A 15,659-nucleotide genomic window follows, 5' to 3' on the forward strand; every position below is an offset into this window, starting at 1 on the left:
TCCGTAAAGCTGATCAAATAAGGCTTTACGGACATTTAAGAAGATATGAAGAGATAATCAAAAATTCTATTTTGAGTTTATTCTAATCATCTACGCTTTCATTGACCCATTCGATAAAGTTTGTGGTTGAATCACCGGTTCGTTCGGCCATGGTATGACCAAGGCCCCAGACGGTCGCAAAATCGACGTCGCTGACGTTTGTATTCGCTTCCAGCGCCAGCATTAAATTCACTTCGGTACACAGTGATGTATCTCCCTGCTCGATGCCGGTGCGGATCCGCCAATGGGAAGCAACTTTCGATGTGCCGTAACCATCTTCCGAAGCCATCAAGTAGTAAAGCGGCGAATACATGGATAGTCTTGTTTGTACATCAGTATCCAAACTGTCGGTCTTTTTAAGATCTTTCTTATAATCAGAAGCATAATCGCTGTCAAGGTCAGAAAGAATGGAAGCAAGAGTCGCATCGAAGTGTGCGCCTTCCCCGTCGCCGTAACCGAACAGGATGTTTTCCCCCTGACCGGCATCCAGCTGGTCAAAGGCACCCAGGCTTTTGGAAGCACTCTTCATGGCGCTCACAAAATCTGCAACAGAAGTAATAGTGGCGGTATTTGTGTCCGCATCGTAGTTTACCCACGTACCATTGGCATTCAATGCATCGATGTAATCCTGTGCGGTCTCATAGGTTCCGGAAATCGAAACACTGTTGGACTGCTCCGTTTTGGTAATGTTGTCGTTTTGACCGGTTTGATTTGCCGCATCAGCGGTCGGCGTCGTCCCATTTGTATCATTTGGTAAATTTCCATCCGGAGTTCCGCCGCCGGTCGGCATGCCGGCCGTCTCGCTTGTTGCTGAATCCGAATCGTATGGGAAGGTCGTATCGGCGAGGAAGTTGTTCAGCGAAGTTTCGATGGTCTTCTTGATGTATTGATAATAACTGCCGGCCTGATAGATGCCGTCATCTGATTTCTTCAGTGTCAGCGTATTGCCGTCGTCATCGACAAAACCTGCGCTGTTGACATATTTCGCATAAGCTTTCGCCAGTTCATCGGAGATCGATTGTTCTTCATCCGAAAGACCGCTGCGGGTACTGCCCATGTTCCATTCATATGCTTCATCGGCTTCATCCAGACTGGTAATCGGACACCAGCACATGGAACCATTCACCGCATCGGAAGTTTCCATTACCGCGCCGATGGATTTTAGATATTTATTATAAAGATCAGAATCGCCCGTTGCTCCAAGCACGGCGGACTGTGCCCCGCCGCCGGACATGCCGAATGTAAAAATGCGGTCGCAGTCTCCGGCAATGACGCCTTCGTTATATCGGATATATCGGATCCCGGCTTTGAAGTCTGTCACGCCGGCTGGTGCACCGGCATCTCTGCCGCGCGCGCCGATATGGACATAAACAAATCCCGCATCGGTGTAGTCGGAGACATCCGTATAATCCGATAGTTCTTCCTGTGCTGCGTAACCTGGGGTATTGACCGGCACGACGATCGGTGCGGTTTTTGCGGTATAGCCGGATACTTTCTTGCTTGTCAGTTTGCAGGTGTATGTACCGTCACCATTATCGGTTGCTTTCAAATAGTCGCCGGGCATGAAAACGGCAAGGCTGTCATAGGCCTCATCCGGTGCGTCTTCGGCATATTGGATGCCGACTTGATAATAGACGTTATCCTCTTCATTGTATTGCCATTTGCTCATATCAATTGTATCAAGCGATGTCTTGGCGGTTGTTTCAGTCGTTTCATTTGATGAGCAGCCTGCTAATAAAAGCGAGACTGCGGTAAACACACTTGTCAGTACTTTGAATTTCTTATGCATCGGGTTTCCTCCTCTATCTCCGTTCAAAATATTATAGTTTTATGCTGCAGAATGTGTCTGCCGAACACAGTAATTTCTGTAGCGTAATTATTAATTAACTTAATTTTATCATGTGGAAACCGTTTACATATTATATAAAATTTCAATATTTCTCGATCATTTATAAGAACAGCTGGTCTGCCCAACTGATCCGATCAAGGATTTCTTTACTTAGTTGTCGTTTCCTTCCGCATCCGTGTTAAATAGAAAATACACAAAATTGTTTGGACAGCGGATGCGCATGGTGTGGAAAGACCGATCTGGAAAAAAGATACCGGACGCATCCTGGAAAAGATCCAAGCCGCCGGCAGACGTACACCGATCCCACCGATCAAATTCTCTGCCATCACAAAATTGGTGTGGCCGCAGCCATTTAAAAAGCCTGCAATATTAAAGAAAATCGGCGTGATACAACAATCGATCGCATAAGAACGCAGGTAAGCAAAGCCAATTTGAACGACTTCCGGATCTTTCGTGAAAATCTGGCACAGCAGATTACCGTGAAAATACGTCAGCAGGCTCATACAGAAACCGATGCCAAGCGCAGTCAGGATCCCATAGCGCAGTCCTTTATAGGAACGGTCCGGCTTTCCGGCGGCTTGATTTTGTGCGACAAAGGCCGACATTGACTGAGAGAAAGAGGTCGGCACGATCATAATGAACGCACAAACTTTTTCGGCGACTCCGATGCCGGCACTCGCCGTGACACCAAACTGATTGACGATCGCCAGGATCACCAAAAAGGACAAGCCAACCAAAAAGTCTGAGATAGACAATGGGAAACCCAGTTGAAAGATCTTTTTGATATCCTTTGAATTCCAACGAATCATTGTCCGATGAAAGGTGACCGGCAGTTCCAGATGACGGATCCATATCAATGAAATAAGTACCGACATGGCTTGCGAAAAGACGGTCGCATAGGCTGCACCGGCAGCGCCCATATGGAAAACTCGGACGAGAATCAGATCGCCGGAAATGTTCATGATGGCAGCCAGGATGACGGTGACCATCGGAATCATTGAATTGCCAAGGCCGCGGAAGATCGAACTGAACAAATTATACCCGGTGATGCAGATCATGCCGGCCCCGCAGATACGAATATAATCACATGTTGCCGAATAGGCTTCAGCCGGCGCCTGCAATATGGATGCCAAAGCACCTGTACTTAAAACAATGAAAAATGAAAAAATGACTGCAAGAACACAAAAAAATACGACGGAAGTCCCAATGATCTCCCCTGCTCTTTTCGGTTCTTGTTTTCCGATTGCCCGGCCGACCAAAATCGTCGTACCCATGGATAAACTAGCCATTACATACGTCATGATCTGCATCAGCTGGGAACCGGTCGAAACGGCCGAAACATCAACGCTTGAAGCAAATTGTCCGACGATCAATAAATCGACCGCACCATAGAGCGATTGTAAAAAAAGCGCGATCATGACAGGCAGCGTAAACTTCAGCAGCGGCTGCAGAACTTTTCCTTCGGTCAAAGTTTGATTGGTCATAAACACTCTCTCCTAAAAAAAGCCGGATAAGAACGAGCATCTCAACTCGTGCCTTATCCGGCTGTTGTTTCTGATGAACAACGCACCTCCGTGCATGACTTATCATAGCATGGATGACTGTATTGTCAATCATTCATTTGCGAAAAATTGATAAATATTTTTGTTTTTGGACATCATATATACCATGTGTCGTGATCCGTAATGTCGGGATCACGGTCAGGGCCATGAAACTTAAGGTCATGAACGGGTCGATGCCTGGATTGACCCCAAGCTGCCGGGCCGATCGTTTGCATGCGGAAAGTCTGCGGCTGACGGTTTTTAATGGTTCATCGCTCATGATGCCTGCGATGGCCAGCGGGACTTCGCCGCAGATCTTTTCCTGATCCATGACGACGATGCCGCCGTTGATCGCGATCACACGGTTGACAGCGTCGGTCATTGCTTTTGGATCGGCACCGATGACGATAATGTTGTGCGCATCATGCGCGATGGAAGTGGCAACGGCACCGGATTTCAAGCCGTATCCTTTCATGTATCCCAATCCAATGTGGTTGGTATTGTGGTGGCGTTCAATGACCGCAATTTCCAAACGGTCCTGTTCTGGATCGGCAGAAGCAGCAGTTCCTTCGTCAGTCGTCGTTATTTCCCCATTCTGCATGCCGATGACGGCCAGCGGCCGGTCCGGAATGAAATCTTCTGGTTCCATTTTGCGGACATGAAAGGTGTGATGTGCTTTTTCAGAGAGCGTATCCTGAATGACTGGTTCCGGAAAATCAATGGCTCTGCCATAGTCAGCGACGATCTTACCGTTCTTATAAACGCGCTGAATAGTAAAATCTTTAAAGTTATCAATGATTGTCAGATCAGCAGCATACCCCGGTGCAATAGCACCGTGCTGACGGTAACCGAAATAACGAGCTGTATTATAAGTAGCTGCTTTGACAGCCAGGCAAGGATCGGTACCGGCAGCGATGGCTTGTTTCAAAATATAGTCGATATGCCCTTTCTCTTCTAAATCATTTGGATGCCGGTCATCTGTACAAATCAAGATCCGGTCGATGTATTTCTCGATCAGCAGCGGGCGCAAAGCTTCCAGATTGCGGGCTGCGGTCCCTTTGCGGATCATGATAAACTGACCGCTGCGCAGTTTTTCCAGTGCTTCTTCAAAGGTGCTGCATTCATGGTCCGAGGCGATCCCGGCAGCAGCATAAGCCTGCAGCACTTTTCCGCTTATGCCTGGTGCGTGGCCGTCGGTCCGGGCATGATAAGCTTTGCAGTCTGAAAGTTTTTGAAGGATCTCAGGATCACAGGAAACGACGCCATGCGCGTTCATCATTTCGGCCAGTCCTTTGACACGCGGATGCGCATAAAACGGGGCCAGAGCAGCGGCCTGCAGTCTGGCACCGGATTCATCCTCCGGTGCGGCCGGTACACAGGACGGAAGCATGAAATACACATCAAGCGGCAGCCCTTCAGTTGCCTCCAACATATATTCAATGCCGTCTGTTCCCAATACATTGGCGATTTCATGCGGATCTGTAAAGACGGCTGTCGTGCCGTGCGGCAGAACGGCTCTGGCAAATTCAGAAGGCATGGTCAGTGCTGATTCTAAGTGAATATGCGCATCCATCAAGCCCGGCAGGACGATGCTTCCGGACAAGTCAATTTCTTTGCGGCCATGATAACTCCCAATGCCGGCGATCAGACCGTCCGTGATCGCCAGATCACCGGAAAGAATTTCGTTGGAAAATACATTTACATAGCGGGCATTTTTCAAGACTAGATCTGCTGGTTCCTGGCCGGCTGCTGTCCGAATAAGCCGGGCTTTATTTTTCATTTGTATATTATCCTGTTTTTTATTGGTCATATTGATTACGAAAATCCTCCGAACATTTTTTAATGTGGAACCATCGATCCGATAAACGGTCCAGTCTGACATCGGTTCTGCACCCATTGATAAGTAAAAATCAATACTCGGTTGGTTCCGATCCAGGCACCACCATTCTAAACGGCCGCATCCCCGTTGAACAGCGATATCGGCCAGCTTTTCCAGCAAGGCTTTTCCATATCCTTTGCCGCGGTATTCTGGTTTTACAAAAAGGTCTTCTAAATAAATTCCGGCGCGGCCAAGAAATGTTGAAAAGTTGTGAAAAAACAACGCAAATCCGGCTTCCTTCCCTGCTTCTTCAATAAAAATAGCTTCGGCTTTCTGCCGGTCAAAGAGCCATTCTTCCAATGTCGCTTCATCGGCAACCACTTCCTCGAGCATTTTTTCATAAGCGGCCAGTTCTTTGATGAATGCCAGGAGCAATGCGGTATCTTTGCGCTCGGCAAATCGAAAATGAACATTTTGATTCGTAGATCTTCCCTCATTTCTTTTTAAAAAACCACTTGTAACAGGAACATGTAAACGGCAGTGCCGAAGGCCATCGCCAGCATCATCTGCCGCTTTGAACAATAAACAGCACCCGTTACAAGCAAGGCGATCAGTTCCGGAATGCCGTGGGTCCCGCCTTGGGAAAACGGGGTCAGAACATCGACATTACGGAAGCAATAAATCACCAGCAAGCCGAAGACGGCTGCACCCAGTACTTTTCCTAAATAAAGAATATATGACGGAATGGGTCTTCCTTCCGGAAAGGCGATATAAGAAATGAAACGGGTAAAAACTGTACCGGCAATGACGATCAGTATTGTTATGGCGGTTTGTGCTGCGGTCATGGTCATTGTACGATCCCTCCCTGTTCATTTGGATCCTTTTCTGGCTCGAGCTGTTTCCGGCACAAGGTCAGTACTAATAAAATCAAAAACATCGACGGCACGATGAATCGTTCTGGGCCAAAAAGCAGCAGACATAACAGTGAAGAGCCGGCACCGATGATTTCCGGTGCGTGAATCCGGATCCGATCTTGATAGGTTGATCGTTTTCCGTTTGCCTTCAAAATATCGTTGTCTTTTAGCCACTGATTTAAAAAGATACAGACAAACATAGCAGTCATCACGAAATCAAGTCCTTCGGTATTGAAGGAGATAAGCTGACCGCACAAAGCACCGATGGCCGTGCCGGCGACCCAGTAAGACTGGTCCAGCACAGAAACCGCGACATAATATTTCGTTTTATCCAGTTCCGGCGGAATGTCCGCATCGCAGTTCAATGCGAACGTTTCATCACTCGTAGAAAAAATCAAATAATATTTCGCTTTCCCTGTGCCGCGGTAACGATTTAACATGGCTAAGCCATAGAAGATATGGCGCGCCCCGACCATTAAAGTTGTCGCTAAGGTAGCCCAAGGATTGAACGGAGAAAGCAGAATGCCGACCAATAAAAATTCCATGCTTCCGGTATAGACCACGCAGGCCGTTAAAATAGGCAGCCAAAGTGGAAAGCCGTTGGTTTCCATCAAGATTCCGTAAGTGATTCCAAGAAAAACATAGCCGGCCAGCACAGGGATCGTCCTGGGAAAAGCCGCTTTCAGTTCCTTCATATGAATCCCCCTTCGTACTTCGATGGTATTATTGTATCATCTGAAACGATAAAAAACGACTGTTTCGCTGGCTGATCCTATCATGGACATTGCGCGGATCCAGATCCAGTTCAGATCCGTTCATGGATCGGTGCGTTGTCGATGATTTTAGATAAAATGATTGATTTCGATCATTTTTGGGGGTCAGAGTCCCTTTTTTATTGTATTTAAATTCCTAGGACATCCAGAATTTACTTTTTGCTTCTTATTAAAATGAACGTTTTCAATCATAAAATGATTGACATCACTCATTATTGTGCTATGATAAGAATGAACAGGAGGAACAAACATGAAACCAAATAAACCAGCAGCAGAAATGACAACCAAGGAACTGGCTTCCTACATCGATTATTCCGTTTTGAAACCGGAGTTCACGGAGCAGGAGATCATCGATCTGACCAAAGACGGTGTAAAGCTGGGCTGTGCGACGATCTGCATCAACCCGGGCTATATGGAATTGTGCCGTCCGTATGTCCAGGGATCGGATACAAAGCTTTGTCCGGTCACGGATTTCCCATTTGGCGACAGTTCCACGGCCAGCCGTGTGAAACAAATTGAAGATGTCGCGAAATACGACGAGGTAAAAGAAGTCGATATCGTGGCTAATTTCGGTAAGATCCGTTCCGGCAAACTGGACGAAGTGACCGCAGACTTGAAGGCTTGTGCAGAGGCTGCCCATAAATATGGACGCGAGCTGAAAGTCATTTTGGAGACCGACGCTTTGACAAAAGAAGAAATCAAGGCCGGCTGTCATTGTGTCATGGACTCCGGCGCCGACTTTATCAAGACCAGCACCGGTTTCTTGACCGGACATGACAATGTCGGTGCAACACCGGAAGTCATTCAGCTGATCATGGATGAGAATCAGGGCAAATGCAAGATCAAAGGATCCGGATGCATCCGTACCCGTGAACGTTTCCTGAAGCTGATCGATATGGGAATTGACCGGATGGGTATTGGATTCCGTTCGATCCCGGTCGTACTGGATTTAAAACAATAATTCAGCAGACTTCCATAAACTTCCTTCATCCCTCAATTTAAAAATGCAGACTTGAAAACAGGTCTGCATTTTTATCTATCTGATTCTTTTTTGACGGTCCACTGGGATCGAAAGGCCTGCTGTTCCGCAGACGGAATTTCCAGAGCTTCGGTCAAATAGTTCGTTACTGTACCGTAGTTCTGTTCGATGGCTTCAAAAGCCGCATCCATGTACCGGATCTTCGCGCTGAAGATTTCTTTCACGGCATGGGCTTTTTCATGATCGCCGGTTCGTAACAGCACTGCGCGGACCGTGCGGTCCATGCTTCGGCTGGGGGCTTTGTTGGTCCAAAGATAGTCGCGGTAAATGGTTTGTCGGTCCACATCCATCATAGAAAGGAACAATGCAGAAACAATTCCTGCGCGGTCCTTCCCTTCTGAACAATGCCATAAAACTGCACCGTCTTCATGTTTCAGGATGATCCGAAAGATTTTTTTCAGCTGTTGGATGCATTCTGGCTGCAGGACCATAACTTTGTACAGTTGTTCCATATCCGGCATCCTGCCATGATCAAGCAGATCATTGAATTCATGGGAAATGCCTTTGGTCGAGGTGCTGAAAACCGGGATGTGCTCATAATGCACGTTCGGGATGATGCGGTCGGGTCTTTCTGCGGTTTCTAAATGGGTCCGCAGATCAATGACGGTGTTGACGTCGTAGGTTTTTGTCAACGTGACCATATCTCCCAGTGTCAGGTGGTTTAAGGCCCCGCTGCGCAGGAACACGTGTTTCCGTATGGTTTTACCTTCTAAAGTCTGAATGCCGCCTAGATCGCGGGCATTTTGTTGTCCGATCAATTTTATATTTTCCATATCCCCACTATAGCATGTTTTTGTTTTTTCGGATTATATTAGTGACCGAAATTGATTTTTGTACTTAAAAAAATATTTTTTGTTATACTGATACGCAGGAGGAAGTCCATGAAAAAATTTGTTTGTATCGATCTGGACGGTACGCTGCTGCCGATGGATAACGATTATTTTATTAAAATGTATTTAAAAGAACTGGCGGCCAAAATGGCGCCGTACGGATACGATCCTCAGGAATTGATCAAAACCGTTTGGGCCGGCGTTTATGCCATGTTTGAAAATGATGGATCTCAGACCAATGAAGAATTGTTCTGGAAATTGATGAATGAACATTATGGAGAAGCCCGGGTGAAAAAAGATTACCGGCTGTTTGATGAATTCTATTCCGAAGATTTTGATGCGATGAAGAAATATACCGACGGCTGTGATCCGGATGCGAAAGTTCTGATCGATGGATTAAAAAAATCCGGCTGTCAGATCGTGCTGGCTACTTCGCCGGTTTTTCCGCAGGTCGCCACATACACAAGAATTCGCTGGGCCGGACTGAAACCGAGTGATTTTGACTGGATCACGACTTATGAAAATGTCATTCATACCAAGCCCAACCCATTATACTACCAGGACATATTGGAGAAATTTCAGACCGACGGCGAAGATGCGATCATGGTCGGAAATGATGTAGATGAGGATATGTCGGCCGCTTCATTAGGAATGGATGTATTTCTGCTGACGGATCATCTCATCAACCGGCATGATAAAAATATAGACGCTTATCCGCATGGCGGTTTCAAAGACTTGATGGCTTATTTAGAAAAATAAAGATCCCTTGCGGGATCTTTATTTCTTTAACTATCGATTTCAGTTTTTTCCGTCTTCGAAATTTTCCATTCCCCATCGACTTTTTCAAACGTAAATGTCACCTTATAATCTTTATAATCCAGGTTATTCACTTCATCCTGAACCTGGCTGTACACATAGTCGACCGCATCCGGTGCATATTGCTCGATGGCTGCCTGCGTGCCGGAACTCATGACGGTCGATGCGATGCTGCTCATGTTATTTTTGATATACGTTTTAACAGCCGATTTCACATCGCTTTTGATCTGTGAAATATCTATAGCAGAAATCGTTGCCTGTACAGAATCAGTGTTATCAGACATTGAATATTCTTTGAATACTTTCTGACAGATATAAGCAATGGCCTGATCGGCCTGGCTTCCATACGTATCTTCCAAGTTGTATTTGCTCAGCAGATCTTCAAACTCATCGTATGTGCTTTTGATTTCAAATGCATCGCTGAAATCATCGGTGCAGTAGGAATTCGCTGTATCGATATCACCATTCTGGATGGCTTCGATATAGGCCTGAGCGACTTCTTTTTGTGCTTCGATATCAGCGGATGAAGTGCTGGTCGATGACGTACTTGTCGTCTGGGATGTATTCGTTTCGGTTGACTGGCAGGCGCTGATTGAGAAGACCAGCAGGCCTGATAATAAAATCGTCAATAATTTTTTCATATGACACCTCCATGTCGGGTATCAGTATACAATGAATTTCTTAAAATTGTCTAAAATAACAATTTTTCACATAATTAAAACGAGACCTATTTGGTCTCGTTACATTTGTTTTTCAACGTCTGGCTGGGTTTGAATTTCGGCAGCTTGGAAGAATGGATCATCATTTTTTCCTTGGTCGCCGGGTTGATTCCCATGCGCTCTTTCCGATAAAAGATATGGAATTTTCCGAAGGATGTGATCTCTACATTTCCTTCGTTGACCAGCGCATCGGACATTTCATCAAAGATCACGTTGACGGCTTTCATGGCGTCTTTTTTGCTCATGTTGCATTTTTCGGCAACGCTTTGTGCCAGTGTTTCTTTATTAACTAATTTTCCCATCGTGTCACCTCATTCGAATTCGTCTTTTAAATCACGGAGCATCAAGTCATAAGCACATTCCCGCGGTTCTTTGTTATGGTAAAGGATCTGATAGACTTCCTCACAGATCGGCATGGAAATGTTCTTTTCTTTTGCGACTTTGTGTACGATCTTGGCCGTGCGCACGCCTTCCACGGTTTTTGTGTTATTGGCCCAGAACCCTTCCACGGAATTTTCGGTTCCGATCTGGAAACCGCACTGGAAGTTTCTCGAATGCACACTGGTACATGTAACGATCAAGTCGCCGATACCGGTCAGACCATTAAACGTCTTGGCATGAGCGCCGAACGCGACACCGTAACGGATCATTTCCTGCAGCCCGCGTGTGATCAAGGCGGCTCTGGTGTTATCCTGATAACCTAGACCGGATAAGACTCCGGAGGCAATGGCCATGACGTTTTTGATCGCGGCACCCAATTCACTGCCGATTTCATCTTCCCCTGTATAAATCCGCAGATAATCATTGGAAAACATCTGCTGGATGATGACCGCATCTTCATGTTTCAGACTGATGGCGTCGATCGAGGTCAGCTGTCGGATGATGACTTCTTCCGCATGGCTTGGCCCGATCAAGGAAACGACACTGCTGATATTTTCCGGAGAGATCGTCCGGCGGATGACTTCTGACATCCGCTCATTGGTCGTTGGGTGGAATCCCTTAGAGACATTGACGATGATGACGTTCTTCTTCAGCATCGGGTCGATCTGCCGGCAAATGCCTTCGATGGCAATGGTCGGCACGGCCAGTACCACAATATCGGCTTCTTCGACAACCGATAGGTCGGTTGTCGCTTTGAGATCCGGCGAAATAATGATCTGCTGGAAAAATTTTTGGTTCTTATGGTGTTCGTTGATGTCATTGACTTCTTTTTCAGATTTTCCATACAAAATGACATCTTCGTGATTATCACATAAGACCTGTGCGAGTGCTGTGCCCCAGCTTCCGCTTCCGACAATGACTGTTCGCATATTTATTCCTTTCTATGTTCGCTGACGGGCGAATATTTTGATCGGCGTTCCGGTAAAGCCGAACGCTTCTCTGATTTTATTTTCGATATATCGTTGATAACTGAAATGGAACAAGTCCGGATCGTTCACAAAGAGAACAAAGGTCGGCGGTTCCACGGCGACCTGGCTGCAGTAATAGATGCGCAGCTGACGGCCGTTATGCGGTTTTGGCGGGTTGATCATCTGGGCATCCAGCACGACGTCGTTCAGCACGTTGGTCGGAATGCGCAGACAGCAGGCATCGTGCACTTCATTGATCAGCGGGATCAATTGATTGATGCGGCTGTGATTCTTGGCCGAAACAAATACGATCGGTGCATAATCCAGATACACAAACTGGCTTCGGATCTTCTTGGTGATCGTCTGCATCGTGTTCTGGTCTTTTTCCACTGTATCCCACTTGTTATAGACGATGATGACCCCTTTACCGGCATCATGGGCCAATCCGGCCACATGCTTGTCCTGGTCGATGATTCCTGTTTCGCCATCAATTAAAAACAAGGCAACATCACTGCGGTCAATGGCGCTCAAAGCACGCAGGATCGAGTATTTTTCAATGTTTTCGTATATTTTTCCCCGTTTGCGGATACCGGCCGTATCGATGATCATGTATTCCTGGCCTTCATACGTAAACGGTGTGTCGATCGCATCCCGTGTCGTTCCCTGCACATCGGAGACGATGGAACGTTCTTCATGAAGGATGGCATTGACCAAGGAGCTTTTACCGACATTCGGACGGCCGATGACACAAAAAGAGGTAATGCCTTCATAGGTTTTGATTTTCTTTTCCGGCATTACTTGAATAATTCGGTCCAATAAATCACCGAATCCAATGCCATGGGCAGCGGAAACGATCATTGGATCGCCCAGTCCGAGCTGGTAAAAATCATACTGCATCAGCTGCAGTTGTTCGTTATCGGATTTATTGACCGCAACAATGACCGGTTTCTTGGTTTTTTGCAATTTACGGGCAATCGCAATGTCGTCAGACGTGGCGCCTTCCTGGGCGCTGGTCACAAAAATGATGACATCGGCTTCTTCGATGGCAATATCCACCTGCATATTGATCTCTTCCGCAAAGGGCTGGTCTTCGATCTGTATACCGCCGGTGTCGATCAATCGAAATTCTTGGGTCAGCCATTCGACGGTGCCGTAGATCCGGTCTCTGGTCACGCCGGGGGTGTCATCCACGATACTTTTTCGTTCTCCGATCAAGCGATTGAAAATCGTTGATTTTCCGACATTTGGCCGGCCGACGATGGCAGCGGTTCCTCGTATCATGGTATTCCTCCTGTTCGTTAGATTTCTTTATCGATGATATCCAATACGGTTTCGACGACTTCGTCGATCGTTAAGTCGGATGTATCGACCAGAATGGCGTCATCTGCCTTTTTTAGCGGCGATATGGCGCGGTGGGTATCCTGGTAGTCCCTGGCTACGATATCCTGAAAAATCGTCTCATAGTCCGCTTCGATGCCTTTTTTAATATATTCTTTATAACGACGTCCGGCACGCGCTTCCGGCGTGGCGTCCATATATAATTTTACTTCGGCATCCGGCAGGACCACGGAACAAATATCCCTGCCGTCGACGATGAATCCTTTGTCCTTTACTGCTTCCTGCTGGAGACTGACGAGCTTTTGACGTACTTCCGGCAAAGCTGAAGTGATCGAAGCCATCATGGACACTTCATTCATCCGGATCGCTTGGGATACATCTTCCCCGTTTAATAAGACCCGGTCGCCGTCGAAACGGATATGGATCTGATCCAGTGCTTCTTGAAGCGCTTGTTTATTTTCATAATCGACATGATTCTTTTTGACATAATAAGCTACGCAGCGGTACATTGCACCGGTATCCAAATGGCGCATATTCAGCTTTTCGGCTATGCGGTCGGAAATGGTGCTCTTTCCGACCCCGCTGGGGCCGTCGATCGCAATATTGATTTTTTTCATTTCGTTATGCACCCAAATTTTTCAGAATGACGACGGTGAAGCCGATCGCGATGATCAAAAGAACAACCAGAACGATCAAAATGATATTCAGAACTTTGCCTGTGCGTTCTTCTTTGGAAGTTGTCTTCTTTTGTGCCTCTTTCAGCGTATCGCTCGGCATTTTGTCCTTAGACTTTGCGGCTTTCTTCTTTGCTTTGCGGGCACGTTTTTCTTGTTTTTTGCGTTCTTTTTCTTTCCGCCGTTCTTCCCTTGCCTGTTCGGCTTCATCAATTTCAGGAAGTTCTTCCTCTTCGTATTCATCATCATAGACAAATTCAGTCGGAATATCGTCATTGGAAAGAACGATCTTTTCTTTTGAATCTTCTTTTGGTTCTTCTTTTTCCGCTGGCTCCTCTGTTTCATTGACTTCTTCATCATCAACGACCGGATGAACTGGCAGCGGTTCATCGCTTACCGGCAGGATCGTCGGACCTTCATCCTCTTCTTCCTCTTCCTCGTCTTCGACTTCCGGTGTCTTAATAGCACTGATATTCATCGACTGATTCGGAATGAATGGTTCAGCCTTTGGCTGTCCTTCGGATAAATCGACCGTTGAGCCTAATTCATCATCGTCCTCTTCCATCGGAACGAAATGCTGGTTGCGGTGCATAGTATCGGTTCCGCCCAGCTGTTTCAGAATATTGATCTGTGTATCATCCGATACACTGTTTCCATTATCTAAATTATATTGACGTGCTTCTTCAAACACATTGGCCATGACGTCATTGTCATTTTCGGCAGCCTGTGTTTTGGTTTCCTGATGCGGATGGACCGGCTGATTGGCATGGTTTAAAGAAGTATTTTCTTCTATTTTTGTTTCTTTTGTCTGTGCTTGTTTGGCAGTCGTTTCTTCTTCCAGCTGCTCGCGCAGTGCTTTATATCGTTGAACCCGTGAATATTTTTTAGGCATACTGAACCTCCCGTAAAATCATAAATAATTATATATAAAAAAGGGCAAAAAGTCTATATACTTAAAGCCCGATTCATTTCTCGACATAAAAATTTTAAATGTGAAAAATTATTCAATCGTCGTGCCTTCTACACGCGGCGCATACTGAATCGCAAACGATTTCATACCTGTATGACAATTAATGACCGGCGACAATACGTCCTTATTGTAGTGCACGTCCGGGAAAAATTTTGCCATTAGTTCTTCGCCGTAAGCCATTGCTTCCGGATTGCGGGAATCCATCAAATAGAAGACATAATCATGATAGTCATCCCCGTTTCGCTCCGCAATACCCTTCTGACAAAGTTCAAAGGTCCGGCGGATCGCTTTCTTCATGGTGCGGACTTTTTCGGACATACCAACCTTTCCTTTCGTATCAATTGATACGACACAGATTGGTTTGATCTGAAGCATATTGGCAAATTTTGCGGCAAAAGGAGTCAGTCGGCCGCCTTTTGCCAGGTGATTCAGATCATACGGCAGAAGATAGCCGCAGGAACGGGTCGTGGAAGCTGCTAGACGACGGATGATTTCCTCTGGCTCTACGCCCTGTTCAACGAGCTGTCGGGCCGCTTTGGTCCAATATCCCTCAATGGCCAGCGTTGTGAATGTATCCGTTGTGTAGACCGGGATATCAAATTGTTTTCCGGTCGACAGCATCAGCGCGTTGGTGCCGGACAGTCCCGGACTCATATTGACCGCAATGACGTCGGTAACGCCTTCTTTTTTATATTTAGCAAATAATTCTTCGGCAAGTGCTGCTTTTGGCTGACTGGTCATGGCATAGGAACCGTCCTCCATCAAGTCATACAAACCTTGGGCATCCAAGTCAACGCCGTCATCATAGCTCTTGTCATCAATAAAAATCTGCATCGGCAGAATATCAATATCTAAATCGGCTGCTTGTTTTCGGGTCAGGCAACCGCCGCTTTCTGTTACTACGCGAACTTTTCGAGTCATCATGTTCAACCTTTCTCTTTTATCTTAAATCATAGCAGATTCTTTGCATTTTGCATTTGTGTAAAATT

At 46.4% G+C, this 15,659-nt stretch carries 15 protein-coding genes; 2 read left to right on the forward strand and 13 right to left on the reverse strand.

Features of this window, described 5'->3' with window-relative positions:
- Window positions 1–82: 82 nt before the first annotated feature.
- From HNQ47_RS08680 to HNQ47_RS08700, 5 genes are all read right to left on the reverse strand, one after another.
- Window positions 83–1,828 carry a subtype A tannase gene (locus HNQ47_RS08680; RefSeq protein ID WP_183329007.1) on the reverse strand — a complete coding sequence of 582 codons (1,746 nt, stop codon included), beginning with the start codon at window positions 1,826–1,828 and terminating at the stop codon, window positions 83–85.
- Window positions 1,829–2,034: 206 nt separating this feature from the next.
- Window positions 2,035–3,372, reverse strand: a complete 1,338-nt coding sequence (locus tag HNQ47_RS08685; RefSeq protein WP_183329008.1) for an MATE family efflux transporter — start codon at window positions 3,370–3,372, stop codon at window positions 2,035–2,037.
- A gap of 133 nt (window positions 3,373–3,505) precedes the next feature.
- Window positions 3,506–5,683 (reverse strand): adenine deaminase, encoded by a 2,178-nt coding sequence (gene ade, locus HNQ47_RS08690; RefSeq protein ID WP_183329009.1) that lies wholly within the window; start codon window positions 5,681–5,683, stop codon window positions 3,506–3,508.
- A gap of 68 nt (window positions 5,684–5,751) precedes the next feature.
- Window positions 5,752–6,099 (reverse strand): branched-chain amino acid transporter permease, encoded by a 348-nt coding sequence (locus HNQ47_RS08695; protein ID WP_183329010.1) that lies wholly within the window; start codon window positions 6,097–6,099, stop codon window positions 5,752–5,754.
- On the reverse strand, window positions 6,096–6,857 hold the full coding sequence (locus HNQ47_RS08700; RefSeq protein WP_183329011.1) for an AzlC family ABC transporter permease: 762 nt from the start codon (window positions 6,855–6,857) through the stop codon (window positions 6,096–6,098). Before HNQ47_RS08700 ends, HNQ47_RS08695 begins: the two co-directional genes overlap by 4 nt.
- Before the next feature lie 328 nt (window positions 6,858–7,185).
- On the opposite strand from HNQ47_RS08700, the gene deoC reads away from it, so the two are divergent.
- On the forward strand, window positions 7,186–7,896 hold the full coding sequence (gene deoC / locus HNQ47_RS08705; RefSeq protein ID WP_183329012.1) for a deoxyribose-phosphate aldolase: 711 nt from the start codon (window positions 7,186–7,188) through the stop codon (window positions 7,894–7,896).
- 71 nt (window positions 7,897–7,967) lie between these two features.
- Here the strand turns inward: deoC and HNQ47_RS08710 are convergent, their stop codons facing one another.
- Window positions 7,968–8,747, reverse strand: coding sequence for a tyrosine-protein phosphatase (locus HNQ47_RS08710; protein ID WP_221248089.1), 780 nt, complete (start codon window positions 8,745–8,747; stop codon window positions 7,968–7,970).
- A 108-nt stretch (window positions 8,748–8,855) separates the two neighbouring features.
- On the opposite strand from HNQ47_RS08710, the gene HNQ47_RS08715 reads away from it, so the two are divergent.
- Window positions 8,856–9,563 (forward strand): HAD family hydrolase, encoded by a 708-nt coding sequence (locus HNQ47_RS08715; protein ID WP_183329014.1) that lies wholly within the window; start codon window positions 8,856–8,858, stop codon window positions 9,561–9,563.
- A gap of 26 nt (window positions 9,564–9,589) precedes the next feature.
- On the opposite strand, the gene HNQ47_RS08720 is transcribed toward HNQ47_RS08715, so the two are convergent.
- The 7 genes from HNQ47_RS08720 to HNQ47_RS08750 form a co-directional block, all read right to left on the reverse strand.
- Window positions 9,590–10,261 (reverse strand): hypothetical protein, encoded by a 672-nt coding sequence (locus tag HNQ47_RS08720; protein WP_183329015.1) that lies wholly within the window; start codon window positions 10,259–10,261, stop codon window positions 9,590–9,592.
- 86 nt (window positions 10,262–10,347) lie between these two features.
- A complete protein-coding gene (locus HNQ47_RS08725; protein ID WP_183329016.1) occupies window positions 10,348–10,641 on the reverse strand; it encodes an HU family DNA-binding protein in 294 nt (97 codons plus the stop codon).
- A gap of 9 nt (window positions 10,642–10,650) precedes the next feature.
- On the reverse strand, window positions 10,651–11,649 hold the full coding sequence (locus tag HNQ47_RS08730; protein ID WP_183329017.1) for an NAD(P)H-dependent glycerol-3-phosphate dehydrogenase: 999 nt from the start codon (window positions 11,647–11,649) through the stop codon (window positions 10,651–10,653).
- A gap of 12 nt (window positions 11,650–11,661) precedes the next feature.
- Window positions 11,662–12,969, reverse strand: a complete 1,308-nt coding sequence (der, locus tag HNQ47_RS08735) for a ribosome biogenesis GTPase Der (protein ID WP_183329018.1) — start codon at window positions 12,967–12,969, stop codon at window positions 11,662–11,664.
- Between the two features lie 17 nt (window positions 12,970–12,986).
- A complete protein-coding gene (gene cmk, locus HNQ47_RS08740) occupies window positions 12,987–13,643 on the reverse strand; it encodes a (d)CMP kinase (RefSeq protein WP_183329019.1) in 657 nt (218 codons plus the stop codon).
- Between the two features lie 4 nt (window positions 13,644–13,647).
- Window positions 13,648–14,592, reverse strand: coding sequence for a hypothetical protein (locus HNQ47_RS08745; protein ID WP_183329020.1), 945 nt, complete (start codon window positions 14,590–14,592; stop codon window positions 13,648–13,650).
- A gap of 108 nt (window positions 14,593–14,700) precedes the next feature.
- Window positions 14,701–15,594 carry a DegV family protein gene (locus HNQ47_RS08750; protein WP_183329021.1) on the reverse strand — a complete coding sequence of 298 codons (894 nt, stop codon included), beginning with the start codon at window positions 15,592–15,594 and terminating at the stop codon, window positions 14,701–14,703.
- Between the last annotated feature and the right edge of the window lie 65 nt (window positions 15,595–15,659).

The organism is Catenisphaera adipataccumulans, assembly GCF_014202755.1.
GTDB classification, from domain to species: Bacteria; Bacillota_I; Bacilli_A; order Erysipelotrichales; family Erysipelotrichaceae; genus Catenisphaera; species Catenisphaera adipataccumulans.